The following is a 26,730-nucleotide window of genomic DNA, read 5'->3' as shown; positions in this document are numbered from 1 at the left end:
GAAGGCAGGTTCGGGGATGAGAAGGGTGTTGCAAGAAGCGTGCGAAATCGGGGCGGTGCAGGCCGTGTCCGAGGGCCCTCAGTCCGGCTGCAGCAGGTCGTGCAGCGCGCGGGCCACCACACGCGTGGCGCGCTTCAGGTCGGCCAGGGCCAGGTGCTCGTCGGCCCGCTTGGCGTTGGACTCCAGCACGGTGCGCGGGCCAGCCCCGTAGATGACCGCCGGGATACCCTGGGCCCCATACAGGCGCACGTCGGTGTACAGCGGCGTGCCCGAGGTGGGGATGGGCTCGCCGAACACCGCTTCGCCGTGACGCTGAATCGGCGCCACCAGCTTTTCATGGCCGGGCAGGGGCTTGAGCGAATGGGCCAGCAACAGGCGCTTGATCTCCAGGCGGATGCCGGGGCAGGCCGCGATGGTCTCTTCGATCAGGGCGCGCACCTCGGCCTCCACCGCCGCCGCGTCCTCCTCGGGGATCATGCGGCGGTCCAGCTTGAGGACCACCTTGCCGGGCACCACATTGGTGTTGCTGCCGCCCTCGATGCGGCCCACGTTCAGGTAGGGGTGGGTGATGCCGGCCACGCTGGAGCGGCGACCGCGCAGCACCTCGTTGTGGGCATACAGCGCGGTCAGCAGCCGGTTGGCGGCCTGCAGCGCGTCCACGCCGGTCTCCGGGTAGGCCGCGTGCGAGGCCGTGCCATGCAGCGTCACCTCCAGCTGCAGGCAGCCGTTGTGGGCGGTCACCACCTGGTAGCTGAAGCCCGCGGCGATCAGCAGGTCGGGCCGGGTCAGGCCCTGGGCCAGCAGCCAGCCCGGGCCGAGTTCGCCGCCGAACTCCTCGTCGTAGGTGAAGTGCAGCTCGATGGCGCCGCGCTGCGGCCGGGCCACGGCTTCCAGCGCGCGCAGTGCGTAGATGTAGGTCGCGAAGTCGCTCTTGCTGACCGCCGAGGCGCGGCCGTAGAGCTGGCCGCCCGTCGCATCGGACACCACCTCGCCGCCATAGGGGTCGTGGGTCCAGCCCTCGCCCGGGGGCACCACGTCGCCGTGGGCGTTCAAGGCTACGGTGGGGCCGCCCTCACCGTAGGCGCGGCGCACGATCAGGTTGGTGATGCTCTGCAGGCCATAGGCCTGCACGTCGGCGGCCGGCACCGGGTGGCGGCTGACCGGCAGGCCCATGCCGGTGAGCAGCTCGGCGGTGCGCTCGGCGTGGGGGGCGTTGTTGCCCGGGGGCGTGTCGGTGGGCACCTGCACCAGGGCCTGCAGGGTGCGCACCTCTTCGTCGAAGTGGGCGTCGATCCAGGCGTCCAGGGCCAGGTAGGTCGGGTGGTCGGTGGGCAGGCTCATGGGGTTTCCGGGGCGAGGTGATCCAGCAGGTGCAGCAGTGCATGCACCGCCAGTTCGCAGTCGTCGTTGCTGACGGATTCGAGCGGGTTGTGGCTGATGCCGGCGTTGCCGCCGCGCACGAAGAGCATGGCCTGCGGCAGCAGCTCATGCAGCTTCATCGCGTCATGGCCGGCGCCGCTGGGCAGGTGGAAGACGGACAGACCCTGGGCCCGCACCGCGGCCTCCCAGCGGCGCTGCCAGGCCGGGTCGGACGGGGCCGCCGAGGCCACCATCACCTCCTCGAGCTGCAGCTGCACCCGGCGGCGTTCGGCGATGCGCTGGGCCTGGCGGCGCACGTCCAGCACCATGGCGTCGCGCTGGGCGTTGGTGGGTGCGCGCAGGTCCAGGCTGAACTCGCAGGCGCCGGGCACCACATTGATCGAGCCCTGGGGCACCTCCAGCATGCCCACCGTGGCCACCGAGCCCTCGTCGGCCGAGGCGCGGGCCTCGGCGAACAGGGCCAGCTCGGCCGCCGCGGTGGCGGCGTCGCGCCGGCGGTTCATCGGCGTGGTGCCGGCATGGCTGGCCACGCCGGTGTAGCGGCCGCGGTAGCGCGCGCTGCCGTTGATCGAGGTGACAACGCCCAGCGGCAGATCCAGGTCGTCCAGCACCGGGCCCTGCTCGATGTGCACTTCCACATAGCCCCGGTAGTCGGCCGCGCTGCGGCGCAGGCCGGCGATGGCGTCCAGCGTGGCGGGCAGGTCGGCGGCCCGCATGGCCTCGCGCATGGCGATGCCCTGGGCGTCGGTCTGGTCCAGCCAGGCCGGGTCGAACTGGCCGACCAGCGCACCCGAGCCCAGGAAGGTGGCCTTGTAGCGCTGGCCTTCCTCCTCGGCAAAGGCCACCAGCTCGATGCCGAAGGGCAGGCGTCGGCCCTGGCGGTGCAACTCGCGCACAGCGGCCAGCGTGACCAGGATGCCCAGCCGGCCGTCGTACTTGCCGCCGTTGCGCACCGTATCGTAGTGGCTGCCGGTCAGCAGGCGCGGGGCATGGCGGTCGCCGCCGTGGTAGACGCCCACCACATTGCCCACCGCGTCCCGCTGGACCTCGTCGAAGCCGGCCTCGCGCATCCACTGCAGCAGCTGGGTGGCACAGGCCTGGTGGGCTGGCGTGAGGTAGGTGACGGTGAGCTCGCCGCGCTCGGCAAAGCCCGGCTCGCTGTGCGCGGCCAGGGCTTCGGCCCAGTCCCAGACCTGGTTGCCCAGCACCGGCTCGGCGCCGAACTTCTCGTTCAGGCGGATCTCGGCGATGCGGTGGATGTTGCGCAGGCACTCGGCGAACTCGAACTCCTTCGTGCCCGACAGACGCCGGGCGAAGGTGTCGATGATCTGTTGGCGGGTGAGGCCGGCGCCGCGCGGGCCCTTGACGGCCAGGATGAAGGGCCAGCCGAAGCGGGCGTTGTAGTCGGCGTTGAGCTGCTGCAGGCGGGCGAACTCTTCGGGGCTGCAGTCGGTCAGGCCGGCGCTGCGCTGTTCGCCGGTGGATTCGGCGGTCAACGTCTTGGCCACCATGGCCTTGCCCGCCAGTTCCGGGTGGGCGCGGATCAGGTCCAGCTGCGCGGCTTCGGGCGCGGCGCGCACCACCTCCACCAGCGTGCGCTTGAGCTGGGCCAGCGTGGTGAAGCCGTCCGAGGGCCGGCGGGTCCAGGCGCCCTCGGCGATCCAGGGCGAGTGTTCGTAGACCCCGGCCAGCAGGCGGCAGAAGGTGTCGTGGTCGGCCCGGTTGAGCAGGTCCAGCGTCAGCGCGGCGGGCATGGCGTCACTCCCAGACAAAGGCGGTGGCGGCATCGAAGGGATGGGTGGCCCGCCAGTGCTGGGCGATGTCGATGCGCCGCGTCACCCAGACCCGGCTGTGGCTCTGCACATGGTCCAGAAAGCGCTGCAGGGCCTTGAAGCGGCCCGGGCGGCCCAGCAGCCGGCAGTGCATGCCGATGCTCAGCATGCTGGGGCCGCCGCCGCCCTCGGCCGGATCACGATCGCCTTCGGCGTAGTGCACGTCGAAGGCGTCGCGCAGGTACTCGAAGAATTCGTCGCCGTGGCTGAAGCCCTGCGGCAGCGAGAAGCGCATGTCGTTGGTGTCCAGCGTGTAGGGCACCACCAGGTGCGGCGCCAGGCTGCCATCGCTCTTCTTCACCTGCAGCCAGAAGGGCAGGTCGTCGCCGTAGTAGTCGCTGTCGTAGGCGAAGCCGCCGAAATCGGCCACCAGGCGGCGGGTGTTGGGGCTGTCGCGGCCGGTGTACCAGCCCAGGGGTCGTTCGCCAGTGAGCTTCTGCAGGATCTCCATGCCGCGGGCCATGTGCTCGCGCTCCACCTCTTCCGGCAGGTTCTGGTAGTGGATCCAGCGCCAGCCGTGGCAGGCGATCTCGTGGCCCAGCTCAACAAAGGCCTGGGTCAGCTCGGGGTGACGCTCCAGCGCCATCGAGACGCCGAAGACGGTCAGCGGCAGGCCGCGGCGCTCGAACTCGCGCAGGATGCGCCACACCCCCACCCGCGAGCCGTACTCGTAGATGCCCTCCATCGACAGGTGGCGGGCCGGGTAGGCGGCGGGGTTGAACATCTCCGAGAGGAACTGCTCGCTGCCGGCGTCGCCGTGCAGCACCGCGTTCTCGCCGCCTTCCTCGTAGTTCAGCACGAACTGCACGGCCACCCGGGCGTTGCCGGGCCAGCGGGCGTGGGGTGGGTTGCGGCCGTAGCCGATCAGGTCGCGGGGGTAGCGGGGCGTCGTGCTCATGGTGTGTTCACCGGGCATTCACGGGGTGTCGGGTTGCAGGGCGGTGGCCAGGTCGGCCACGCGCGGGTTCAGGCGCAGGTTGCGCTCCACATTGCCCAGGTGCTCGCGCAGCAGGGCCACGGCGGCCTCACCGTCGCGCCGGGCCAGGGCCTCGACGATGGCCACATGCTCGCCGGAGGATTCCTCGGCCGAGTGGGAGCTCTGGAACATCAGGGCAATCAGCGAGCAGCGCGAGAGCAGGTCCGAGAGCATCTCGGCCAGCACCTCGTTGCCCAGCATGCCGGCCAGCAGGCTGTGGAAGTCGGACAGCAGGCGGGTGCGTCCGCTCACGTCGGTGCGGGCGATGGCGGCGGCCTCGTCGGCCAGGTGCTGGCGCAGGCGGGCGATCTGGGCCTCGGTGATGCGGTCGGCCAGCTCGCGCAGCATCGCGCCTTCCAGCAGCGTGCGCACTTCGTAGACCTGGCGGGCCTCCTCGACGCTGGGCTCGCGCACAAAGGCGCCGCGGGCGGGTTCCAGCGTGACCAGCTTGTCGCGCGAGAGCTGGTTGAGGGCCTGGCGCACCACGGTGCGCGAGACCTTGAAGATGTTGGCGATCTGCTGCTCGACCAGCTTGGTGCCGGGCATCAGCCGGCGCTCGACGATGGCGGCGGTGACCGAGGCGACGATCTTGTCGGTGGTGGTGCGCTCGTAAGGGGCGGCCGGGACGCCCAGGCCCACTTCCACCCCGGCATCGGCGGGGTGGGCGAGCGTCTCGGGATCGGGGCGGCGGGCCATGTCGGGCAAGGAGCTTGTGGGGATGTCTTGCGGTGTATTCGAAAGTGTATACACTTCAGTTCACAGGTTTCAACCACTTTCTGCACCCCATGGGACAACTCACGACCCACGTGCTGGACACGATGCGCGGCGGCCCCGCCGCCGGCATGGCCGTCCGCCTCTACCGCCTGCCCCCGGCCGGCGAGCCCGAACTGATTCGCGAACTGGTGCTCAATCACGACGGGCGCGCCGACGGGCCGCTGCTGAAGGCAGAGGCCTTCCAGCCCGGGCGCTACCGCCTGGTGTTCGAGGTGGCAGCCTACTTCCGCGCGGCCGGGGTGGACCTGCCCGAGCCGCCCTTCCTGGACGCCGTGCCGCTGGACTTCGGCATTGCGGATGCCGCGGCCCACTACCACGTGCCGCTGCTGGCCAGCCCCTGGGCCTACTCGACCTACCGGGGCAGCTGAGCGATGGACACCACCTACCTGCTGGACTGGGCCAACCTGCTGCTGCGCTGGGCCCATGTGATCGTGGCCATCGCCTGGATCGGCTCGTCCTTCTACTTCGTCTTCCTGGACAGCAGCCTGGAGCCGCCGACCGACCCGCTCCTGAAGGACAAGGGTGTGGGCGGCGAACTGTGGGCCGTGCACGGCGGGGGTTTCTACAACCCGCAGAAGTACACCGTGGCGCCCAAGACGCTGCCCGAGAAGCTGCACTGGTTCTTCTGGGAAAGCTACAGCACCTGGCTGACCGGTTTCGGCCTGTTCACCGTGCTCTACCTGTTCCAGGCCCGCACCTTCCTGATCGATCCGCGGGTGCATGCCTGGTCCTCGCCGGGCTGGGCGGTGGCCGCGGCGCTGGGCTTTCTGGCCGTGTTCTGGCTGGTCTACGACGTGATCTGCCACCTGTTGGGGCGCCTGCGCCATGGCGACCTGATCGTGGGCCTCCTGGTGGCCGCGGTCGTGGTGTTCGCGGCCTGGCTGGCCACCCAGCTCTTCGCCGGGCGCGCCGCCTTCCTGCTGGTGGGCGCGATGATGGCCACCGCCATGAGCGCCAACGTGGCGCACTGGATCATTCCCGGCCAGCGCAAGGTGGTGGCCCAGCTCAAGGCCGGCCTGCCGGTGGACCCGGTGTATGGCCAGCGCGGCAAGCAGCGCAGCGTGCACAACACCTACTTCACGCTGCCGGTGCTCATCGCCATGCTGTCCAACCACTACGGCTGGCTGTACGAGGCGCCGCACAACTGGGCGGTGCTGGTCGTGATGATGGGCGCGGGCGCGTCGATCCGCCAGTTCTTCGTGGCACGCCACAAGGCCAAGCTGGCCGGCCAGCGAGCCCCCTGGGCTTATGCCCTCGCCGGGGTGGCGATGATCATCGCGGTGGTGCTGGCCCTGGCGCCGGCACCCAAGCCGGCGATGGCCGCGGCGCCCGTGCCCACCTTCGCCCAGGTGCAGGCGTTGGTCCAGCAGCGCTGCGTGCTCTGCCACAACGCGCAGGTGCAGAACAAGGGCATCGAGCTGGACCGGCCCGAGCTGATCCGCCAGAACGCCATGGCCCTGCACCAGCAGGCGGTGGTGCTCAAGGCCATGCCGTTGAACAACGCGACCCAGATCACCGACGATGAGCGGGCCCTGCTGGGCCGCTGGTTCGACGCCGGCATGCCCTGAGGCGCGCGCGGTCGGTCAGTGTCCGGGGCTCAGGCCAGCTGGGCCGCGGGGGCCGGCGCCGGCCCCCCGCTGCGCCGCGTGACGGCCTGCAGGGTGGCGATCAGCCGCCCGATGTCGATGGGCTTGGCCACATGGGCCACCATGCCGCAGGCCAGGCACTGCTCCCGCTCGGCCGCCAGCGCGTGGGCCGTCTGGCCGATGACCGGCAGGGAGGGGGCGATCTGACGCAGCAGGCGCGTCGCCTCGAAGCCATCCATCTCGGGCATCTGGATGTCCATCAGCACGGCGTGGAAGCCGCCGGGCTCGGCCCGCACGCGATCCACCGCCACCCGCCCATTGCCCGCCAGCTCCACCTCGGCCCCGGCGCCGCGCAGGGCCTGCTCGATCACCAGCTGGTTGACCTCGTTGTCCTCGGCCACCAGCAGGCGCAGGCCCCGCAGCGGCAGCTCAACCTGCGTCGGCACCGGCTCGCGCAGGTCCAGCGGCATCGTGGCCATGGAGACCGTGCGCAAGGGCAGCCGCAGCACGAAACAGCTGCCCTGACCCAGCTGAGAGCTCACCATGATGTCGCCGCCCATCAGCTCGGCCAGGCGCCGGCTGATGGTCAGGCCCAGGCCGGTGCCGCCGTAGCGGCGCGTGGTGGAGGCGTCGGCCTGGTGGAAGGGGGCGAAGAGCTGGTCGAGCTGCTCCGCGCTCATGCCGATGCCGGTGTCGCTGACCGCGATCACCATCTCCTCACCCTCGACATCCGCCCGCAGTTCGATGCGGCCGCTGGCGGTGAACTTCAGCGCGTTGGACAGCAGGTTGGCCAGGATCTGCTGCAGCCGCAGCGGGTCGGTCAGGCAGGTGTCGGGCAGGGATTCGGCCAGCCGGATGTCCAGGCTCAGGCCCTTGGTGATGGCCCCGTCCCGGATCATGTCGGCGGCCGCTTCGATCAGCTGGCGCGGGTTGGCGGGGATGGACTCCACGTCCAGGCGCTCGGCCTCGATCTTCGAGAAGTCCAGCACGTCGTTGATGATGCCCAGCAGCAGGCGACCGGCCCCCAGGATGCGCAGGTAGCCTTCTTCCGCCGGGCTTTGACGGGCTTTTTCGAGGCCCAGTTGGGCAAAGCCCAGGATGGCGTTGAGCGGCGTGCGGATCTCGTGGCTCATGTTGGCCAGGAACTCGCTGCGGTGGCGCGCCTGGCGTTCGGCCAGTTCACGGGCGGCCTCGCGCTCGGCTTCCAGGGCGTGGCGTTCGGAGACATTGCGGACCACGGCCACCACATCTTCTCCGGCGGGGGCCATCCGCGCCTCGTAGGTCTGCGTGCCGGCGTGGGGGGGATGGGCCACGTACTCCACGGTGACGGGCTGGCGGGTGCGCAGTGCCCGGGCCAGGCCCTGCATCAGCAGCTCCGTGGCTTCCGGTGACAGCACGTCGCCGATGTGCAGGCCGATCTGGTCCTGCGCCGGGCGGACCAGGTCTGCGTTGTTGCCGGCCCGGGCATCCAGCATCCGCCCATCCGCGGACAGGCGGAAGTACATGTCGGGCAGGGCCTGGAACAGGCTGTTGAGCTCGGCCGTGCGCCGGGCTACCTCGCGCTCGAGCAGTTCGGCCTCGGCGGCCAGCTGGCGCGTGGCCAGCTTCTGGTAGGTGATGTCGACGAAGGAGGCCAGCAGGTAGTCCTGCGCCCCGATGCTCATGCGGGTGGCAGAGAAGGCGATGTCCAGCGCTTCGCCGTTGCGCCGCTGCAGGCCGATCTCGCGGCTTTTCACGCGATGTCCCTCGCGCAGCATCGTCTCCAGCAGGTGGCTGTGTGCCTGGCCCGACGGCGAGAGCCCGAGGGCCTCCACGGCCCGCCCGATCACCTCGTCGATGCGCTGACCGAAGAGTTCCAGCCAGGCGGTGTTGACGTCCACCACATGGCTGTCATTGGCCCGGCACAGCAGCATCCCCACCGGGCTGGTCTGGAACATCTGCGCGAAGCGCATCTCGCTGTCCTGCAGCGCGGCCACGGCCACGCGGCGCGTGGTTTCGGCCTCCGCCGCGGCCAGGGCCAGGCTGACCTGCCCGGCCAGGCGCTCCAGCAGGGCGGTTTCCTCGGGGCCCAGGCGGTCACCGCACAGGCTCAGCACCGCGCGCCGCTGGCTGCCTGCGCGCAGCACCATGGCCACCCGGGTGTCTCCGGGCGCGTCCGTCTCTTCGAGCAGATGCTCAACCACCATGCCGCCCCCATGCCAGGCGCGGGCTTCCACGGTGCTGGGCGGGTCCTCGCGCAGGCCGACGGCCGAGGGGGCATCGATGAAGCCGACCTGGGCCACCGGCTGCAGCCAGTCCTCGGCCGCATCGGGCTGTCCGATCCAGGCCTCATAGAGGCTGCCCTCACTCTTGAGGGCCCCACACACGACGCCGAACAGGGTCACCGCGTCCCGCGTCAGGGCCGAGGCCTCCTGCACCCGGGCCAACACCCGGTACAGGCGATTGAGGCGGCTGAGCCGCTCCTCGTTCTGGCGGTACTGGGTGACGTCGCGGGCGATGCCCACCACGCCGATCACCCGCTGCTGGGTGTCGCGCAGCGGCGTGCGGATGACCTCGAACAGACCGGCTTCCGTCTGGCCCGGCGAGCGCAGCCATTCTTCGGCGATGGTGCGGTGCCCATGCTGCAGGGCCTCGCGGTCCCGCTGGCGGGCGAGCTGGGCCTCGGCCTCGGGCAGCAACTCGCCGTCGGTCTTGCCGACGATGTCCTCGGCCGCGACGCCATGCCGCTCGGCGAAGGCCGGGTTGCAGGTCATGTAGCGGCCGGACAGGTCCTTGACGAAGACCAGGTCGGGCAGGGTGCTGATCAGGGTCTGCAGCTGCCGCCGCTGGGCATGCAACTCGGCGGTGCGCCGCTCCACCATGCGGCGCAGGGCCATGCCCCAGCCCAGGATGATCACCCCCAGCACCACCCCGCCCAGGGCGATCAGGCCGACGTAGTGTTCCCAGGCGGCCGGGACGCGCTCGCCCGGGCTGAGCCATTGCCGACGCAGGGCCTCGCGGTCCTCGTCGGTGAAGGCGGCAAAGCCCTTGTCGACCCGGGACAGCGTGGCCAGGTCGCTCTTGTGCACCGCATGGTGCAGTTGCCCGCCACCCAGGGTCAGCACAGCGCGATAGTCGCGGTGCATGCCGGCGCGGTAAAGCAGGAAATCGGCCGGCGGGCCGTCCATGCAGAACATGCGGACCGTGCTGGCCTTGGCCGCCTCGATCAGGGCCGGGTAGCTGGGCAGACGCGTCAGGCGGGTGACCCCGGCCTCGGCCAGCCGCTCGATGCAGGCGTCGCCATCCTTCACGCCCACCACGAAGCCCTTGAGCGCGGCGAGGTCGCGGATGCCGCCAATGTCCTTGTGAACGTAGACGTGCACCGGCACGTCGGCATAAGGGGCCGAGAAGCTCAAGCTGGCTTCACGCTCGGGCGTGCGGAAGATGGTGTCGATCACCTGGGCCCGCCCCTCGGCCATGTCCTTCAGGGCCTGGGCCCAGTCCTCGGCCCGCAGTTCCACCGGGGTGCCTGTCTTGCGCTGCCACAGCTGCCAGCTGTCGACGAGGTAGCCCTGGAGCTGGCCGTCCGGCCCGCGGAAGACATAGGGCGGGTAGTTGTCGTCCATGACGACCACCAAGCGGTCCTGGCCGGGCACGGTCTCTGCGGCGGGCGTCGCCAGCGGCCAGCAGCAGGCCAGCAGCAGGGGCAGCAGAAAACGCGGGCAGGACAGCGGCATGGGACGTGGGGCCCGCGGGTGGGGGATGCGGAGCCCGCCCAGCATAGCGCAGCACCGCCGGGGTTTGACCCCTGAAGCCGCCGCATTTTGCGGGTTCGGTCCGGTGGCGCGCGCGGTGTAATCGGCGCGTGTCGGTCCCGTCCGGGTGGGGCCGGCTGGTCTGTGCCCCTGTGTCCCGCATGCCCACCGTGAACCACGACGTCCGCTCCAGCACCCAAGTTGGCCGCTTCCTGCTCCGCCGCACGCTGGGCCGGGGGGCCCAGGCCACCGTGTGGCTGGCACACGATCCCAAGCTGGACCGCGAAGTCGCGCTCAAGCTGCGCCACGAGCCGCTCGGTGCCGACGAAATGGATGCCTGGCTGCACGAGGCCCGGGCGGTCAGCCGCCTGCGGCACCCGCACATCGTGCCGGTCTTCGAGGCGGACATCCACGAAGGGCGCCCTTACATGGTCTTCGAGTGGGTGCCCGGCGGCTCGCTGGCCGAGCGCCTGCAACGCGGCCCCATGCCCTGGCGCGAGGCCCTGCGCATGGCCTGCGACGTGCTGGACGCCCTGCAGGTGGCCCACCACGCGGGCGTGGTGCACCGCGACCTGAAACCCTCCAACATCCTGATCGACGCCCAGGGCCATGCCCGGGTGATGGACTTCGGCATCGCCGCACGGCTGGACGCCAGTGGGCACCCCACGCTCCAGGGCGGGCCAGAAGCGGGTGCCATCGTCGGCACGCCCGGCTACATCGCGCCCGAGGCCGCCCGCGGTGCGCCGCCCGCGCCTGCGATGGACGTGTTCTCCCTGGCGCTGATCCTGGTGGAGATGCTGGCGGGCCACCCGGTCCGCACCCCGGAGGCCGACCCCGTCGCGGCCATGCGCCGGGCCGCCACCGTGCCGGTGATGCTGCCCCAGGACCTGGGCGACCGTGCCGATGCCCACCTGCGCGCCATCCTGGCCGAGGCCCTGGCTCACGAGCCGGCCCAGCGCACCGCCAGTGCCCAGGCCTTGCGCGAGGCCCTGGTCAACTGGCTGGACGGCATCGATGCAGGGGCCAACAGCACCATGCCCATGCCCTTGGACATGGGCGCTGGCGCGCCGAGCGCCGGCCAGGGGACGCTGGAATTCCTCTGGCGCCGCATGCGCCACAAGAGCGACTTCCCCGCGCTGGGCGAGGCCGTGGCCCGCATCCACCGGGTGGCCAGCGACGAGCAGGCCAACCTCTCCAACCTGGCCAACGAGATCCTCAAGGACGTGGCGCTGACCCACAAGCTGCTGCGCCTGGTCAACAGCGCCAGCTTCGTGCATGCGGGGGGCGGCACCATTGGCACCGTCTCGCGCGCGGTGGCGTTGGTGGGCCTGCGCGGTGTGCGCAACATGGCGCTGTCGCTGGTGCTGCTGGAGCACATGCGCGACCGGGCCCATGCCCAGGCGCTGACCCAGGAATTCCTGCGCGCCCTGATGGCCGGCATGCTGGCCCAGGGCTTCAGCCAGACGCCCCAGGAACGCGAGGAGGCCTTCATCGGCGCGATGTTCCGCAACCTGGGCCGCCTGCTGGTGGGCTTCTACTTCGTCGAGGAGGCCCAGGAGGTGCGCGAGCTGGCGGCCCGCGTGGGCGAGTCGACCGCCGCCTGGCGGGTGCTGGGCGTGGACTACGAGACCCTGGGTTGCGAGGTGGTGCGCCGCTGGGGCCTGCCTGAGCCGCTGCAGCAGGTCATGCGCCTGCCCGCGGGGCGCGTGCCGTCCCGTCCGGTGACCGAGCCGGCCGAGCGCCTGCGCTGGCTCGCGAGCGCCGCCAACGAGGTGGCCGATGCCCTGCTGAGCACCGATCCTTCCCAGGCCAGCGGCCGGCTGGAGGCCCTGGCCGGCGGCTACGCCTCTGCCCTGGGCCTGCAGCCCGCCACCGTGGCCGAGGCGGTGCGCCAGGCGCGTGAACAGGTGGGCGACTTCGTGCAGGCCAGTGCCCTGGTGCTGGCCGCGGATTCCCCCGTGCGCCAATGGCTGGTGGCCCAAACCACCGTGGTGGCGGACGAGGACGCCACGCTGGCCCTGGCGCTGGATGCCACGACCCTGCCGCCCGATGCGCTGCCGGATCCGGCCGAGCCGACACTGCGCCTGCCGCAGGCCGCGCAGGATGGCGCCCTGGTCCAGGCCCTGTTGACCGCTGGTATCGCCGACGTCACCCAGGCCATGGTCAGCGACCAGGTGGACCTCAGCCAGGTGCTGCGCATGGTGCTGGAGACCTTCTACCGCGCGGTGGGCTTCTCGCGCGTGGTCTTCTGCCTGCGCGACGCCAAGGGCGAGCAGCTGACGGGGCGCTTCGGCCTGGGCGAGGGGGTCGAGGCCGTCTGCCAGGCTTTCCGCGTGCCGCTGCATCCGCCGGCCGGCAAGGCTCCGGATCTGTTCACCGCGGTCTGCCAGCGCGGCGCCGACACGCTGATCCACGACACCAGCACCGGACCGATCGCCGAGGCTCTGCCACCCTGGTTCCACCAGCAGGTGCGGGCCAGCGCCTTCCTGGTGTTGCCGCTGGTGCTCAAGCAGAGCAGCTTCGGCCTGATCTACGCCGACCTGCTGCCGCCCGACCGCCTGGTGCTGGGCGAGCAGGTGCTGGCCCAGTTGCGCACCCTGCGCAACCAGGCCGTGATGGCCTTCCGGCAGCAGTCCTGAGCGCTGGCGTGCGGCTTCAGCCGCCGGCCAGTTGCCGGGCCAGGGCGTTGTGGCGCGCCAGCAGCGGCACCAGCTCCAGCGTGGCCAGCTGGCCTTCGCGCACCACCACCCGGCCGTTGACCACCGTGTAGGCCGCCTGACTGGGCGCGCACAGCAGCAGCGCGCCCAGCGGGTCGTGCACCGCGCCGCCAGCCAGGGCCAGGGTGCGCAGATCGAACAGGGCCAGGTCGGCCGCCATGCCCGGGGCCAGGTGGCCGATGTCGTCGCGCCCCAGCACCCGGGCGCCGCCGCGGGTGGCAATTTCCAAGGTGTGGCGTGCCGTCATCTCGGCCGGCCCATGGTCGCAACCGAAACTGAGCCCCCACGTCGCTTCGCTCCTGCCCCCAGAACCAGGTTCATGGGCGCGGTCCGTCTCGGGGCGGCCCGTCGACGGACCCGTTTCCAGTGACCGACCCACCCGCGCCAGCAGCAGGGCCTGGCGGGCCTCGCCCAGCAGGTGGGCGCCGTCGTTGCTGGCGCTGCCGTCCACGCCCAGGCCCACCGGGACGCCGGCGTCCAGCATGCGGCGGATGGGGGCGATGCCCGAGGCCAGGCGCATGTTGCTGCAGGGGCAGTGGGCCACGCCGGTGCCGGTGGCGGCGAAGCGGGCGATGCCGTGGCCGTCGAGCTTGACGCAGTGGGCATGCCAGACGTCGTCGCCCAGCCAGCCCAGGCTCTCGGCGTACTCGGTGGGCGTCATGCCGAACTTTTCGCGGCTGTAGGCGATGTCGTGGTCGTTCTCGGCCAGGTGGGTGTGCAGCCGGGTGCCGTAGCTGCGGGCCAGTTCGGCCGAGTCGCGCATCAGCTCGCGGCTGACCGAGAAGGGCGAGCAGGGCGCGGCCACCACGCGGCGCATGCTGAAGCGGCTGGCGTCATGCCAGGTCTCGATCAGGCGCCGGGTGTCGGCCAGGATGGCGTCCTCCCGCTCCACCAGCGCGTCGGGCGGCAGGCCGCCGGCGCTCTCGCCCACGCTCATGCTGCCGCGCGCGGCGTGAAAGCGCATGCCGATGGCCTCGGCCGCCTCGATGCTGTCGTCCAACCGCACGCCGTTGGGGTAGAGGTAGAGGTGGTCCGAACTGGTGGTGCAGCCCGAGAGCAGCAGCTCGGCCATGGCCACCTGCGTGGACACCCGCACCATCTCCGGCGTCAGCCCGGCCCAGATGGGGTAGAGCGTCTTCAGCCAACCAAAGAGTTCGGCGTCCTGCGCGGCGGGAATCGCCCGCGTCAGGCTCTGGTACATGTGGTGGTGGGTGTTGACCAGGCCGGGGATGACGATGTGGCCACGGGCGTCGATCACCTCGTCGGCCTCGCGCGGCAGGCTGTCGGCCGGGCCGATGGCCTCGATCGCGCGGCCGCGCACCAGCACGCTGGCGCGGGGCAGCTCGCGGCGCTGTTCGTCCACCGTGACCACCAGGTCGGCGTCACGGATCAGCAGGGTGGGGTCGTTCAAGTGCGTGTCCAAGTGGGAGTCCAAGGGCATGGGTGTCTTTCGTGTGTCCTGGTGGGCCGGGGCTCAGTCGGGTTGGTCGGCCCGCGGGCCCAGTTCCTCGCGCACGCGGCACCGGACCTCGTCCAGCACGGTGGGCAGGTCCTCGGGCAGGGCCAGCGTGCCGGCGCGGACCTGCGGGCTGCCTTCGCCGAAGCTGGCCCGCAGGATCTCGGGCATGCCGGGCTGCAGGCGGGCCTGTTCCCAGTGGAGAAAGCGGCCTTCGGCCAGGCGGTCCAATTGGTCGACCTGCCACTGGGCCGGGACGCTGCCCTCGCAGGCGGCCAGCCCGGGCACCCGCCAAGGGGTGAGTGGCTGCTCGGGCTGGCCCGCGTCGACATAGCGGCGCGAGATGAAGCTGTTGCGGGGCCAGGACCGGTGCGGGTTCCACCACAGGCCCTTGACCCGCTCCATCGCCAGGGTGGTCTGGCTGCGGGGCTGCACGTCCAGCGACTGCAGCAGCGGCGCCAGCTGGGCGGTGAGGGCGGGCAGCAGGTCCCGGTCCGGGTCGGCCAGGGCCTGTTCCGCCAGGTCCAGGCCCACCAGATGCGAGGCGGTGTCGTCCACCGAGAAGGCCGAGGGGCGCTCCGAGGCCAGCGGCAGGGTGCTGTGGCCGTACCAGGTCATCACCTCGTGCCAGTCCAGCACGAAGAAGGCGTAGCGCCGGGCCAGTTGCAGTGCCAGCGCCGGGGCCAGGGTCTCGCGTTCGGCCGGCGTCAGCACGGTGGGGAAGGTCACCTGCACCCGCACGCCGCGATCCGTGCCGTCGAAATCCAGCCCGGGGTCGCCGCGCAGGAGGGCCCGCAGGAAGCGGGCCTGCAGGTGCAGCGTCCAGTCCGCGGCATTGCGGATGTGGACCAGGTCCAGGAAGCCGGCGCGGCAGGCGTAGAGGATGCCCAGGGTCTCGCTGCTGTGGTCGCGCCAGCTGTGCTGGCCCAGGTCCGACGGGTCCGCCAGGGTGTTGGGCAGGATGGCCAGGGTGTAGGGGGTGGGGAGGGTGCCCCCCCGTCCGACCGGCACCGGAGGTGTCTGGTCCGTGGGCAGGGGGCGGCCTGCAGCGGGGCCGGCCAGGGCCAGCAGCAGGGCGCCGGTGGCCGCCAGGGTTCCCCCGGTCTGGCAGCGGCGGGACAGCAGGGACAACATCAGGCAGGGCGAGGAGCTGCGGCTGCTATCGTCGATGCAAGGCCGGGCCCTTCCGGCGATTGTCACCTCTGGGTTCTGTCCTGTCATGTTGTCCGTGGTCCTCCCACCTCCCGCGCGGCTCCCGCGCCGGCCCGTCCAACCCCACCCGTTCGGCGCAGGAGTCCGCGATGCCTGACTGGACCGATGCCCAGGCCCGCGCGCTGCTGCGGAGCCTGTTCGACGAAGCCGTGCGCGTGGCCCGGCCCGAGGCCATGCTGGCCGCCCACCTGCCGCCGCCGCCCGAGGGCGGACGCACCTTGGTGCTGGGTGCTGGCAAGGCCGGTGGCGCCATGGTGGCGGCGCTGGAGGCCGCCTGGCCGGCCGAGGCCCCGCTGTCGGGGCTGGTGGTCACCCGCTATGGCCACACCCCGCCGGGCTGGGCTGAGCACCCGCACCGGGTGGAGCTGGTGGAGGCCGCGCACCCCGTGCCCGATGCGGCAGGCCAGCGCGCGGCCGAGCGCATGCTGGCGCTGACCCAGGGCCTGACCGAGCGCGATCTGGTGATCTGCCTGGTCTCCGGTGGCGGCTCGGCCCTCTTGAGCCTGCCCATGCCGGGCCTGACCCTGGCCGACAAGCAGGCGGTCAACCGCGCGCTGCTGGCCAGCGGCGCGCCCATCGGCGCGATGAACACGGTGCGCAAGCACCTCTCGGCCATCAAGGGCGGCCGGCTGGCCGCGGCCTGCGCGCCCGCCCGGGTGCTCAGCCTGCTGATCTCCGACGTGCCGGGCGACGAGCCCTCGGTCATCGCCAGCGGCCCGACCGTGCCGGACCCCAGCACCTGCGCCGAGGCCCTGGCCCTGCTGGACCGCCACGGCATCGTGCTGCCCGCAGTTGCCCTGGAGGCCCTGCGCAGCGGCGCCTGGGAGACGCCCAAGCCGGGCGACGCCTGCTTTGCCCGCGCCGAGGCCCGGGTGATCGCCGCGCCGCGCCAGAGCCTGGAGGCCGCCGCTGCCCTGGCCCGCCAGCAGGGCCTGGCGGTGCATGTGCTGTCCGACGAGATCGAGGGCGAATCGAGCGAAGTGGGGCGGGTGCATGCCGCGCTGGCCCGGGCCTGCCGTCGGCACGGCCAGCCCTTCGCGCGGCCCTGCCTGATCCTCTCCGGGGGCGAGACCACGGTGACCCTGCCGCTGCCGGGCAGCGGGCAGGCACCGGGCCGCGGCGGGCGGGCCACCGAGTTCCTGCTCGGCACCGCGCTGGCGCTGCAGGGCGAGCCGGGCATCTGGGCCCTGGCCGGCGACACCGACGGCATCGACGGGGTGGAGGACAACGCCGGCGCCTGGGTCACGCCCGACACCCTGGCGCGCGCTGCGGTGGCCGGCGTCTCGGCCGCCGAGCACCTGCAGCGGCACGATGCCTACGGTTTCTTTGGCGCCCTGGGCGACCTGCTGGTCACCGGGCCGACGATGACCAACGTCAACGACTTCCGCGCCCTGCTCGTCGTCTGAGCTGCGGTATGGTGGCGCCCCATGACTGACACCAGCCTGATCCAGTGGGTGGGCGCCGGCCTCTTCGCCGTCGCTCTGCTGCACACCTTCTCGACCAAGTTCTTCGAGAAGCTGGCCCACCGCCAGCCCGAGCATGCCGGCATTTGGCATTTGCTGGGCGAGGTCGAGGTGGTGTTCGGCTTCTGGGCCATGGTGCTGCTGGTGTTCATGTTCGCCACGCAGGGCAGGCAGGCGGCGGTGCACTACCTGGACGAGCGCAACTTCACCGAGCCGATGTTTGTGTTCGCCATCATGGTGATGGCGGGCACCCGGCCGATCCTGCAACTGGCCGCGCGCATGGTGCACCTGGTGGCCCTGCTGCTGCCAGTGCCGCGCAGCGCGGCCATCTTCTTTGTCACGCTGTCGCTGGTGCCGCTGCTGGGCTCCTTCATCACCGAGCCGGCGGCCATGACACTGGCGGCCCTGCTGCTGCGCAATGGCATCTATGCGGCGCCGGTGTCCGAGAAGCTCAAGTACGGTGCGCTGGGCGTGCTCTTTGTCAACGTCTCCATCGGTGGCACGCTGACCAACTTTGCCGCGCCGCCGGTGCTGATGGTGGCCGAGGCCTGGAACTGGGACCTGGCCTTCATGATCGAGCACATCGGCGACCGGGCCGCGCTGGCGGTGGTGGTCAATGCCGCGGTGCTGACCCTGCTGTTCCGGCGCGAGCTGGCCACGGTGTCGGGCAAGGCCTCGGCCCTGGGCGAGATGGTGCCCTGGCCGGTGATGACGGTGCACGTGGCCTTCCTGGCCGGTGTGGCGGCCTTCTCGCACCACCCGCCGGTGTTCATGGGCCTGTTCCTGTTTTTCCTGGGCTTCACCCACGCCTACGAGCGCTACCAGAACCCCTTGCTGCTGCGCGAGGCGCTGATGGTGGCCTTCTTCCTGGCCGGCCTGGTGGTGCTGGGGGGGCTGCAGCAGTGGTGGCTGCAGCCGCTGCTGATGACCATGGATGCCAACGCGGTGTACTTCGGCGCCACGGCGCTGACCGCGGTGACCGACAACGCTGCGCTGACTTACCTGGGCTCGCTGGTGCCCGGCCTGAGCCAGGAGTTCAAGATCGCGCTGGTCAGCGGCGCGGTGACGGGCGGGGGGCTGACCCTGATCGCCAACGCCCCCAACCCGGCCGGCGCTGCGGTGCTCAAGGGCAGCTTCTCGCAGCAGGCCATCCAGCCGGTGGCGCTGCTGCTGGCCGCCACGCCCCCGACCCTGGTGGCGATCGCGGCTTTCCGCCTGTTCTGAGGGGCGGGGACGCGGGTGCGCCTCAGCGCATCGTGCCGGTCTGGGTGTAGCGCAGGTGCCAGCTCAGGGCTTCCTGCAGCAGGTGCGGGGTGTGGCGCCCGCCGCCACTTTCCATCGCGCGGTTGAAGTAGTCGTGCAGGGCCGGGCGGAAGTCCGGGTGGGCGCACTGGTCGATCACCACCTGGGCGCGCTGGCGCGGCGACAGGCCGCGCAGGTCGGCCAGGCCCTGTTCGGTGACGATGACCTGCACATCGTGTTCGGTGTGGTCCACGTGGCTGGCCATCGGCACGATGCAGGAGATCTTGCCGTCCTTGGCGGTGGAGGGCGTCATGAAGATCGACAGGTAGGCGTTGCGGGCAAAGTCGCCCGAGCCGCCGATGCCGTTCATGATCGAACTGCCCATCACGTGGGTGGAATTGACGTTGCCGTAGATGTCGGCCTCGATCATGCCGTTCATCGCGATGATGCCCAGGCGGCGCACCAGCTCGGGGTGGTTGCTGATCTCCTGCGGGCGCAGCACGATGCGCTCGCGGAACTGGTCCAGGTTGGCGGTCAGTTCTTCCAGCGCGGCCGGGCTCAGCGAGAAGGCGGTGGCCGAGGCGGTGGTCATCTTGCCGGACTTCAGCAGCTCCAGCATGCCGTCCTGCAGCACCTCGGTGTAGGCGGTGAGGTTCTCGAAGGGGCTGTCCAGCAGGCCGGCCATCACCGCGTTGGCGATGTTGCCCACGCCCGACTGCAGCGGCAGCAGGTTGGCCGGCAGGCGGCCGCGCTTCACCTCGCTCTGCAGGAACTCGATGATGTGGCCGGCGATCTGGCGCGAGGCGTCGTCCGGCGGCGTGAAGGCGCTGTTGCGGTCCGGGTGGTGGGTCTCCACCACCGCGACGACCTTGGCCGGATCGACCCGCAGGTAGGCCTCGCCGATGCGGTCGTTCGGGTGCACCAGGGGGATGGGCTGGCGGTGCGGCGGCAGCTGGGTGCCGTAGTAGATGTCGTGCATCCCCTCCAGCTTGGGGCTCTGCCAGCTGTTGACCTCCAGGATGATCCTGTCGGCCTGGTCCAGCCAGGTCTTGTTGTTGCCGATCGAGGACGAGGGAATCAGCCGTCCGTCTTCCAGGATGCCCGAGACCTCCACCACGGCCACGTTCAGCGGGCCGAAGAAGCCGAACCAGACGAACTGCGCCACATGGGACAGGTGGATGTCCAGGTACTCCATCTCGCCGGCATTGATGCGGGCGCGGCAGGCGGGGTCGGACTGGTAGGGCATGCGCAGCTCGACGCCATTGGCCCGGGCCAGTGCGCCGTCCAGCTCGGGGGCGGTGGACGCGCCTGTCCAGACGCCGACGCGGAATTCCTGACCGGCGGCGTGGGCGGCGTCGATGCGGCGGGCCAGCGCGGCGGGCACCACCTTGGGATAGCCCGCGCCGGTGAAGCCGCTCATGCCGACGTTGTCGCCGTGCCCGATGAGGGCGGCGGCCTCGTCGGCGGACATGATCTTGCTGCGCAGGGTGGAGTTCAGGATGCGGGAAGCGTCGGACATGGGATGCTGCTCAGGGGCAAAGAACGAGGGGGGGTATCCGCGAAATTCGCGAAGGCGAGATGATCGCTGCTACTTAGGCAAAACAACTTAAGGGTTTACCCTCTGGATCAAAGCGCCTGAATCGACGCTGTGGAGCATTTCTCGGCGCTTGATCTGGCGCAACCCCCCTGGGGAGGGCGTGCGAGACAGTGACAGTCATTCGGAAAAGACCCATAGCCGCCCAGGGCGGAAAGAGAATGACTCCTCCCACGATCCTGACTCCAGAGCAGGGCCTTGTGCCCGAGCGAGCCGTGGCCGTGAGGCTGCGTCTTCCTGTGCGTCCCGCCGCGGCGGGACGTGGCCTACCCAAGGACGCGATGCCCGATGTCGGCGCCTGGGAGCGGCTGTTTGCCGCGCCCGTGCGTGCGGCCGAGAGCGCGGCCCTGGGCGCCATCACGCGGGTGCTCTCCTTCCAGCCCGGCGGCCTCGTTTTCGCGGCCGGCGAGGCAGCGCATGGCCTGCTGGCGGTGCTTGAGGGCGATGTGGCCCTGGGCAGCCACGGGGCGGGAGGCAGCTTCCGCACCGAGCGCCATCTGCATGCGCCGGCCTGGCTCGATCTGAGCGCCGCCTGGTTGCAGGAGCCCCATGCCCTGGATGCGCGGGCCCTGAGTGCGGCGCGGGTGCTGGAACTGCCTCGGGATGCCTTGTGCGAGGTGGTGGACCGTCACCCCAGCCTGTGGCGGCCCCTGGTGACCCTGCTCGCCCGCGAGGTGCGCGGCCTGGCGCAGAACACCCACGAACTGATGCACAAGGACGCGCCGGCCCGGCTGGCGGCCTGGCTGCTGCAGCAATGCGAACCGGCGGGCGAGGAGATCACCACCGCCGTGGTGCAGTTGCCGGTGCGCAAGCGCGACATTGCCTCTCAGCTGGCCATCACGCCGGAAACGCTGTCCCGGCTCATGCGCAGCTTCTCCAGCCGCGATGTGATCACGGTGGCCGGCTACACCGTGCAGATCCTGGATCTGCCGGCGCTGCGGCGCATCGCCGTGGGGGATTGAGGGAGAGAAGCCGGGCTCGATCCCGGACGGGGAGACGTTGAACGGGGGCCTCGGCCCCCGTTCTTCCTTTTGCGGCCCGCGGGCCGGGTCGTCAGAGCGACAGCATCTTGATCGAGACCGCACCCAGCACCAGGGCGATCGCATAGCGGATCACCGTCATCGGAGCGCGGGTGCTGATCAGCGAGCCCAGCAGAATGCCGGGGATGGAGCCGGCCAGCAGATTGAACAGCAGGCTGTAGTTGACGTTGCCCAGACTGAGGTGGCCCAGACCCGCGATCAGCGCCAGCGGAATGGCGTGGGCCAGGTCGGTGCCCACCAGCTTGCTGGCGTTCAGGCGCAGCGGGTACAGGTAGACCAGCATCACGGTGCCCAGGGCGCCCGCGCCGATCGAGGTCAGCGTCACCAGCACACCCAGCAGGGCGCCGGCCAGCACGGTCAGCACGGGTTGTGCCGACTTGAACTTCTCGACGTCGCCGACGCGGAGCTTGCGGCCCATGGCGTGCAGCCAGTCCTTGCCCAGCATGCCCAGGGCCGTGATCATCAGGGCGATGCCCACCGACGTGATGATGAAGCCGCTCTTGATCTGGTGGGTCTGGGTCAGGTTCATCCAGACCAGGGTGAGTGCGGCCGCAGGCAGGCTGCCCAGGGCCAGGCGCTTGACCACACCCCAGTCCACGGTGCCGTGGTTGTGGTGCACCACCGTGCCGAACATCTTGGTGATGGAGGCGTACAGCAGATCGGTGCCCACGGCCGTCTGCGGCGAGACGCCGAAGACCAGCACCAGGATGGGCGTCATGAGGGCACCCCCGCCGACACCCGTGATGCCGACGATGGTGCCGACCAGCAGGCCCGCGAACCCGGTACTCCAGTCCATATGCAACCTTTTTATGTCTTAACTTGACTGGCGAGGATTGTTGCACCTCCGTCCGGGCTTGTCCTCCCCTATCCTGAAGTCCGCTGAAGGAGTTGGGCGACCACCGAAAGCGCGATCACTGCCGGCTCCTTGCCGCTGAGGCCGGGCAGGCCGATCGGCGAGGTCAGGCGGGACAGGCTGCTCGCCGGAATGCCGCGTTCCCGCAGCCGGTGCTCAAAACGGGCCCGCTTGGTGGCCGAGCCGATCAGGCCGCAGAAGCCGAAGTCGCCGCGCCGCAGGATGGCCTCGACGATGCGCAGGTCCAGGTCGTGGCGGTGGGTGAGCACCAGGTAGGCGTCGCCGGGCCGGCCCAGCGCCACCTCGGCCTCGGCTTGTTCGCTGACCAGGCGTGCGATGTGGGGCGGAGAAGGTTCGGACGGAAATTCTTTATCGCGCTCGTCCACCCACAGCACCTCGCAGGGCAGGTCGGCCAGCAGGTGGACGATGGCGCGGCCCACGTGGCCGGCGCCGTGCAGCTGCAAGCGCAGCCGGACGGGGGGATCCGTCCAGGCCGCCACCGCCGCGGCATCCAGGGGGGAAAGGCGCAGGGTCAGGGCGCCGCCACAGCACTGGCCCAGGCTGGGGCCCAGGGCCACGGGCCAGTCCAGCGGCCATCCGGCGGCTGGCGCGCCGCCCTGGGCCAGCAGCGCCTGCGCCCGTTGCAGCACCTGCCACTCCAGGTGGCCGCCACCGATGGTGCCGCGCACCCCCTCGGCCCCCACGAGCATCCGGGTGCCCACGCCGCGGGGCACGGAACCCCGGGCCGACACCACTTCCACCAGCAGCGTAGGCTGGCCGCTGGCCAGCGCGGTGCGGGCCGTGGCGGCGTCCGGGTCGCGGGTGTCGTGCGCGCTCATGCGGGGCATCGGGCGGAGGCGGCGAGCGGGCTCAACTGGCTTGGCGCACCGCCTGGATGGCCGCCAGCAGCGCTTCGGGCGTGGCCGGGGCGCGCAGCGGCGGCAGGCAGCCGGGCTGGCCGCAGGCGGCCACCGCATCACGCAGGGCCAGGAAGACCGAGAAGCCCAGCAGCAGCGGCGGCTCGCCCACCGCCTTGCTGCGGTGGATGCTGTCGGCCACGTTGGCGTTCTCAAACAGCCGCGTCGTGAAGGCCTCCGGCACGTCGTTGGCGGTCGGGATCTTGTAGGTGGACGGTGCGTGGGTCAGCAGCTTGCCGCTCTGCGGGTGCCAGACAAGCTCTTCGCTGGTCAGCCAGCCCATGCCCTGCACGAAGCCGCCTTCCACCTGGCCGATGTCCAGCGCCGGGTTGAGCGACTGGCCCACGTCGTGCAGCAGGTCGGCTTGCAGCAGCTTCCACTCGCCGGTCAGGGTGTCCAGCAGCACCTCGGCGACGGCCGCGCCATAGGCGAAGTAGAAGAAGGGCTTGCCGGTCAGCGTCTCGCGGTCCCAGTGCAGGCCGGGCGTGGCGTAGTAGCCGTCCGACCACAGCTGCACCCGGGCCACATAGGCCTGCTGCACCAGGGCACCAAAGGCCATCTGCTGCCCCTCCGGCCCCAGCACCTGCCCGGCGGCAAAGCGCACGGTGTCGGGCTCCACGCCCCAGGCCTGGGCCGCCACGCCGGCCAGCCGGGCCCACACCTGGCGGGCGGCGTCCTGGGCGGCCTTGCCGTTCAGGTCCGCGCCGGTGGAGGCCGCGGTGGCCGAGGTGTTGGCCACCTTGCTGGTGTCGGTGGCGCTCACCCGCACCTGGGCCAGCGGCAGGCCCAGCTCATGGGCGACGACCTGGGCGACCTTGGTGTTCAGGCCCTGGCCCATCTCGGTGCCGCCATGGTTCACCAGCACCGTGCCGTCCAGGTAGACATGCACCAGCGCCCCGGCCTGGTTGAAGTGGTTGACGTTGAAGGAGATGCCGAACTTCACCGGCGACAGGGCCAGGCCCTTCTTCAGCCAGGGGCTGCCGACATTGAAGGCCTGCACGGCGGCGCGCCGTTCGGCGTAGCGGGCGTCCCGGGCCAGCGCCTGGGTCAGCGGGTCGATGATGTTGTCCTCGACCACCTGCAGGTAGGGCGTGATGTGGCGGTTGTGTCCGTCCTCGGCCGTGCCGTACCAGTTGGCCTGGCGCACCGCGAAGGGGTCCTGGCCCAGGTGGCGGGCGATGTCGTCCAGGATGACTTCGATGGCCAGTGCGCCCTGCGGGCCGCCGAAGCCGCGGAAGGCGGTGTTGCTCTGGGTGTGGGTGCGCGGCAGGTGGCCGTGGATGGCCACGTCGGGCAGCCAGTAGGCGTTGTCGAAATGGCAGATGGCGCGGGTGAGCACCGGTGGCGAGAGGTCGGCCGAGTGGCCGGCCTGGCCCAGCATCGTCACCTCCACGCCCAGCACCCGGCCGGCCTCGTCGAAGCCGACGTCCCAGTCGAACTCGAAGCCATGGCGCCGGCCGGTGATCAGGAAATCGTCGTCCCGGTCCAGCCGCAGCTTGACCGGCCGGCCCAGGTGACGGGCGGCCAGGGCGGCCACGCAGGCGAACAGGGCCGACTGCGATTCCTTGCCGCCGAAGCCGCCCCCCATGCGGCGGCATTCCACCTGAACCGCGTGGTTGCCCAGGTGCAGGGCGTGGGCGATCAGGGCCTGCATCTCGCTGGGGTGCTGGGTGCTGCAGAACACCTTCAGGCCGCCGTCGTCCTGCGGCACGGCCAGGCTGATCTGGCCTTCCAGGTAGAACTGCTCCTGCCCGCCCAGACTGAAGCGGCCCTGCAGCCGGTGGGGCGCAGCGGCGATGGCCCCCGCCACGCCACCGGGGTGGCTGCTGCGGCTCAGGTGCATCGACGGCACCACATGCTGGCCGGCGGCGTGGGCGGCCCGCAGGTCCAGCTGGGCCGGCAGCGGGCTGAGCTGCAGCACCTCCTTGGCCAGGGCGGCGGCGCGGCGGGCGGCGTCCCGCGTGCGGGCGATCACCGCGAACACCGGCTGGCCCAGGTAGCTCACCGTGTCGCGGGCCAGGATGGTGTCGTCGTGCACGATGGGGCCGACGTTGTTCTCGCCCGGGATGTCGGCGGCAGTGAACACCGCCACCACGCCGGGCAGGGCGGTCAGCCGGGCCAGGTCCAGGCCTTCGATGCGGCCGTGGGCCAGCGGCGACAGGCCCAGGGCGGCGTGCAGGGTGCCGGCCGGTTCGGGCAGGTCGTCGGTGTAGGCGGCCCGCCCGGTCACATGCAGGCGGGCCGATTCGTGCGGCAGCGGGGCGCCCACCACCGGAGTGGCGTCCGCGGCGGCGGGGGAGGGGGGCAGGTCCTTCAGGTCCATGGGGCGCTCCTTCAGGCCGGCGTGCGCAGGTCCACGCGCAGTTGTTCGAGGGGGACGGGCTCGTGCGGGCGGGTGCTCAGCCACAGCCGTTCCAGCAGGGCGGCGGCGGTGGCGCGCCGGTAGTCGGCGCTGGCCCGCAGATCGGTCAGCGGGGTGTAGTCGCGGGCCAGCGCGGCCTGGGCGGCGCGCAGCGCGGCCTCGGTCCAGGGCTGGCCGATCAGGGCGGCCTCGGCACCGCTCGCCCGGCGCACCGTGGCCGCCAGGCCGCCGTAGGCCAGGCGGGCCTCGGCCACGCGATCACCGTCCAGGCGCAGGGCAAAGCCGGCGCTGACGGCCGAGATGTCGCAGTCCAGGCGCTTGGAGATCTTGTGGGCCTGGGTGAGCCAGCCGGCGCCCAGGGTTTGCAGCGGCACTTCCACCGCCTCGACGAACTCGCCGGGCTGCAGCGCGTTCTTCATGTAGTCCAGGTAGAAGTCCTGCAGCGGCAGGCGGCGTTGGACTTCGCCGCGGCGCAGCCACAGTTCGGCGCCCAGGGCGATCAGCACCGGTGGCCCGTCACCGATGGGCGAGCCATTGGCCAGGTTGCCCACCAGCGTGCCTGCGTGGCGCACCGGGGGGCCGGCGAAGCGGCGGTGCATCTCGTGCAGGGCCGGCCAGCGGGCGACCAGGGCGGCCCAGGCATCTTCCAGAGTCACCGCCGCGCCGATGCGCAGGGCGGTGGCCGTGGCCTCGATGTGGCGCAGCTCCGCCACGTCGCCCAGGAAGATCAGCTCGCCCAGCGGGCGCATCTGCTTGGTCACCCACAGGCCGACGTCGGTGGCGCCGGCCACCAGCCGGGCCTCGGGCTTGTCAGCCCGCAGCCGGGCCAGCGTGGCCAGGTCGCGTGGGGCGTGCACGCAGCCGTCCACCGAGGGCGCTGGTGCGGCCTGCAGGGCCAGCAACTGGTCGCGCAGGCCCGCCAGTGGCAGGCGCGGGCCGGTCTGCGCCAGCATCTGCTGGGCGGCATCCAGGATGGGCCGGTAGCCGGTGCAACGGCACAGGTTGCCGGACAGGGCGTCTGCCAGTGCACCACGGTTGGGCGCACAGGCGGTTGGATCCCGGTCCTGGTGCGCCTGATGGGCCTCGTGGACCGCGGCCAGCGTCATCACGAAGCCGGGGGTGCAGAAGCCACACTGCGCGCCGTGGCAGTCCAGCAGGGCCTGCTGGGCCGGGTGCAGCGGGCCGGGGGCGGCCGGGCTGCCGTCGGCCAGGTCCTCCACGGTCAGCAGGGCCTTGCCGTGCAGCGAAGGCAGGAAGCGGATGCAGGCATTCACTGGGCGCAGGGCCACGCCGGCACTGAGGACGGCCTGGCTGGCGGATGGCAGGGCCTCGGCCAGCTCGGCGACCAGCACGGTGCAGGCGCCGCAGTCGCCTTCGGCGCAGCCTTCCTTGGTGCCGCAGGCCTGGCGGTCTTCACGCAGCCACTGCAGCACGGTGCGGGTGGGCGTGTCGGTGGGCACCTCCACGGGCTGGCCTCGGAACAGAAAGCGGATGGGCGTGGGTGCAGGCATGGGAACTCGGTGGCAGACAAAGCCGGGGATGCACGGAAGTTACTCGCTTCCGGCTCCGCGAGAATACGGGCTGGCCCATGA

General features: G+C 71.3%; 18 protein-coding genes. 6 read left to right on the top strand and 12 right to left on the bottom strand.

Annotated elements, in window-relative coordinates; all coding sequences use genetic code 11:
- Positions 1-78: 78 nt before the first annotated feature.
- The 4 genes from M0L44_RS17600 to M0L44_RS17585 are packed head-to-tail and all read right to left on the bottom strand — an operon-like array spanning position 79 to position 4,884.
- Positions 79-1,341: a M20/M25/M40 family metallo-hydrolase gene (locus M0L44_RS17600; protein WP_252771141.1), complete on the bottom strand. Its 1,263-nt coding sequence runs from the start codon at positions 1,339-1,341 to the stop codon at positions 79-81.
- The gene (gene uraD, locus M0L44_RS17595; RefSeq protein ID WP_252771139.1) at positions 1,338-3,134 is read right to left on the bottom strand and encodes a 2-oxo-4-hydroxy-4-carboxy-5-ureidoimidazoline decarboxylase; all 1,797 of its coding nucleotides are present in this window, start codon (positions 3,132-3,134) and stop codon (positions 1,338-1,340) included. The genes M0L44_RS17600 and uraD overlap by 4 nt, the downstream gene beginning before the upstream one ends.
- Before the next feature lie 4 nt (positions 3,135-3,138).
- Positions 3,139-4,110: an allantoinase PuuE gene (gene puuE, locus M0L44_RS17590; RefSeq protein WP_252771136.1), complete on the bottom strand. Its 972-nt coding sequence runs from the start codon at positions 4,108-4,110 to the stop codon at positions 3,139-3,141.
- Between the two features lie 18 nt (positions 4,111-4,128).
- Positions 4,129-4,884: a GntR family transcriptional regulator gene (locus tag M0L44_RS17585; protein WP_252771134.1), complete on the bottom strand. Its 756-nt coding sequence runs from the start codon at positions 4,882-4,884 to the stop codon at positions 4,129-4,131.
- Between the two features lie 89 nt (positions 4,885-4,973).
- Between M0L44_RS17585 and uraH the strand changes: the two genes are divergently transcribed.
- Together uraH and M0L44_RS17575 are read left to right on the top strand one after the other, a co-directional pair.
- Positions 4,974-5,330 (top strand): hydroxyisourate hydrolase, encoded by a 357-nt coding sequence (gene uraH, locus M0L44_RS17580; RefSeq protein WP_252771133.1) that lies wholly within the window; start codon positions 4,974-4,976, stop codon positions 5,328-5,330.
- Between the two features lie 3 nt (positions 5,331-5,333).
- Positions 5,334-6,530, top strand: coding sequence for a urate hydroxylase PuuD (locus M0L44_RS17575; RefSeq protein ID WP_252771131.1), 1,197 nt, complete (start codon positions 5,334-5,336; stop codon positions 6,528-6,530).
- A gap of 29 nt (positions 6,531-6,559) precedes the next feature.
- Here the strand turns inward: M0L44_RS17575 and M0L44_RS17570 are convergent, their stop codons facing one another.
- Complete coding sequence (locus M0L44_RS17570) at positions 6,560-10,264, bottom strand: PAS domain-containing protein (RefSeq protein WP_252771130.1); 3,705 nt, start codon at positions 10,262-10,264, stop codon at positions 6,560-6,562.
- A 188-nt stretch (positions 10,265-10,452) separates the two neighbouring features.
- Here M0L44_RS17570 and M0L44_RS22145 point away from each other — a divergent pair, with 188 nt between their 5' ends.
- Positions 10,453-12,921: a protein kinase domain-containing protein gene (locus M0L44_RS22145; RefSeq protein WP_354004143.1), complete on the top strand. Its 2,469-nt coding sequence runs from the start codon at positions 10,453-10,455 to the stop codon at positions 12,919-12,921.
- Between the two features lie 16 nt (positions 12,922-12,937).
- On the opposite strand, the gene M0L44_RS17560 is transcribed toward M0L44_RS22145, so the two are convergent.
- Positions 12,938-14,410, bottom strand: coding sequence for an 8-oxoguanine deaminase (locus M0L44_RS17560; RefSeq protein ID WP_435526439.1), 1,473 nt, complete (start codon positions 14,408-14,410; stop codon positions 12,938-12,940).
- 63 nt (positions 14,411-14,473) lie between these two features.
- Positions 14,474-15,586, bottom strand: coding sequence for a DUF4056 domain-containing protein (locus M0L44_RS17555; RefSeq protein ID WP_252771127.1), 1,113 nt, complete (start codon positions 15,584-15,586; stop codon positions 14,474-14,476).
- A 170-nt stretch (positions 15,587-15,756) separates the two neighbouring features.
- On the opposite strand from M0L44_RS17555, the gene M0L44_RS17550 reads away from it, so the two are divergent.
- The gene (locus tag M0L44_RS17550) at positions 15,757-17,073 is read left to right on the top strand and encodes a glycerate kinase type-2 family protein (protein ID WP_252771124.1); all 1,317 of its coding nucleotides are present in this window, start codon (positions 15,757-15,759) and stop codon (positions 17,071-17,073) included.
- Between the two features lie 21 nt (positions 17,074-17,094).
- The gene (locus M0L44_RS17545; protein ID WP_252771121.1) at positions 17,095-18,354 is read left to right on the top strand and encodes a putative Na+/H+ antiporter; all 1,260 of its coding nucleotides are present in this window, start codon (positions 17,095-17,097) and stop codon (positions 18,352-18,354) included.
- Between the two features lie 22 nt (positions 18,355-18,376).
- Here the strand turns inward: M0L44_RS17545 and scpC are convergent, their stop codons facing one another.
- Entirely contained in the window at positions 18,377-19,891 is a 1,515-nt protein-coding gene (scpC, locus tag M0L44_RS17540) for a succinyl-CoA:acetate CoA-transferase ScpC (RefSeq protein ID WP_252771120.1), read from the bottom strand.
- A gap of 356 nt (positions 19,892-20,247) precedes the next feature.
- Here scpC and M0L44_RS17535 point away from each other — a divergent pair, with 356 nt between their 5' ends.
- Complete coding sequence (locus M0L44_RS17535) at positions 20,248-20,928, top strand: Crp/Fnr family transcriptional regulator (protein WP_252771118.1); 681 nt, start codon at positions 20,248-20,250, stop codon at positions 20,926-20,928.
- A gap of 91 nt (positions 20,929-21,019) precedes the next feature.
- Here M0L44_RS17535 and M0L44_RS17530 read toward each other — a convergent pair whose 3' ends face one another.
- From M0L44_RS17530 to xdhA, 4 genes are all read right to left on the bottom strand, one after another.
- The gene (locus M0L44_RS17530) at positions 21,020-21,802 is read right to left on the bottom strand and encodes a sulfite exporter TauE/SafE family protein (protein ID WP_252771116.1); all 783 of its coding nucleotides are present in this window, start codon (positions 21,800-21,802) and stop codon (positions 21,020-21,022) included.
- Positions 21,803-21,870: 68 nt separating this feature from the next.
- Positions 21,871-22,698 (bottom strand): xanthine dehydrogenase accessory protein XdhC, encoded by an 828-nt coding sequence (gene xdhC, locus M0L44_RS17525; RefSeq protein WP_252771114.1) that lies wholly within the window; start codon positions 22,696-22,698, stop codon positions 21,871-21,873.
- 31 nt (positions 22,699-22,729) lie between these two features.
- On the bottom strand, positions 22,730-25,099 hold the full coding sequence (gene xdhB, locus M0L44_RS17520) for a xanthine dehydrogenase molybdopterin binding subunit (protein WP_252771112.1): 2,370 nt from the start codon (positions 25,097-25,099) through the stop codon (positions 22,730-22,732).
- An 11-nt stretch (positions 25,100-25,110) separates the two neighbouring features.
- Positions 25,111-26,649, bottom strand: coding sequence for a xanthine dehydrogenase small subunit (gene xdhA / locus M0L44_RS17515; protein ID WP_252771111.1), 1,539 nt, complete (start codon positions 26,647-26,649; stop codon positions 25,111-25,113).
- Between the last annotated feature and the right edge of the window lie 81 nt (positions 26,650-26,730).

The sequence above is a fragment of the Ideonella oryzae genome (assembly GCF_024055665.1).
In the GTDB taxonomy this organism is placed as follows: domain Bacteria; phylum Pseudomonadota; class Gammaproteobacteria; order Burkholderiales; family Burkholderiaceae_C; genus Ideonella; species Ideonella oryzae.
This window is presented reverse-complemented; position numbering and strand designations above follow the sequence as displayed.

Bases quoted from the DNA above. Each gene is read 5' to 3' on its own strand.
- puuE (WP_252771136.1), bottom strand. From the start codon at position 4,110: ATGAGCACGACGCCCCGCTACCCCCGCGACCTGATCGGCTACGGCCGC.
- xdhA (WP_252771111.1), bottom strand. From the start codon at position 26,649: ATGCCTGCACCCACGCCCATCCGCTTTCTGTTCCGAGGCCAGCCCGTG.
- uraD (WP_252771139.1), bottom strand. From the start codon at position 3,134: ATGCCCGCCGCGCTGACGCTGGACCTGCTCAACCGGGCCGACCACGAC.
- M0L44_RS17530 (WP_252771116.1), bottom strand. From the start codon at position 21,802: ATGGACTGGAGTACCGGGTTCGCGGGCCTGCTGGTCGGCACCATCGTC.
- M0L44_RS17570 (WP_252771130.1), bottom strand. From the start codon at position 10,264: ATGCCGCTGTCCTGCCCGCGTTTTCTGCTGCCCCTGCTGCTGGCCTGC.
- uraH (WP_252771133.1), top strand. From the start codon at position 4,974: ATGGGACAACTCACGACCCACGTGCTGGACACGATGCGCGGCGGCCCC.
- scpC (WP_252771120.1), bottom strand. From the start codon at position 19,891: ATGTCCGACGCTTCCCGCATCCTGAACTCCACCCTGCGCAGCAAGATC.
- xdhC (WP_252771114.1), bottom strand. From the start codon at position 22,698: ATGAGCGCGCACGACACCCGCGACCCGGACGCCGCCACGGCCCGCACC.
- M0L44_RS17600 (WP_252771141.1), bottom strand. From the start codon at position 1,341: ATGAGCCTGCCCACCGACCACCCGACCTACCTGGCCCTGGACGCCTGG.
- M0L44_RS17550 (WP_252771124.1), top strand. From the start codon at position 15,757: ATGCCTGACTGGACCGATGCCCAGGCCCGCGCGCTGCTGCGGAGCCTG.
- xdhB (WP_252771112.1), bottom strand. From the start codon at position 25,099: ATGGACCTGAAGGACCTGCCCCCCTCCCCCGCCGCCGCGGACGCCACT.
- M0L44_RS17535 (WP_252771118.1), top strand. From the start codon at position 20,248: ATGCCCGATGTCGGCGCCTGGGAGCGGCTGTTTGCCGCGCCCGTGCGT.
- M0L44_RS17545 (WP_252771121.1), top strand. From the start codon at position 17,095: ATGACTGACACCAGCCTGATCCAGTGGGTGGGCGCCGGCCTCTTCGCC.
- M0L44_RS17575 (WP_252771131.1), top strand. From the start codon at position 5,334: ATGGACACCACCTACCTGCTGGACTGGGCCAACCTGCTGCTGCGCTGG.
- M0L44_RS17585 (WP_252771134.1), bottom strand. From the start codon at position 4,884: ATGGCCCGCCGCCCCGATCCCGAGACGCTCGCCCACCCCGCCGATGCC.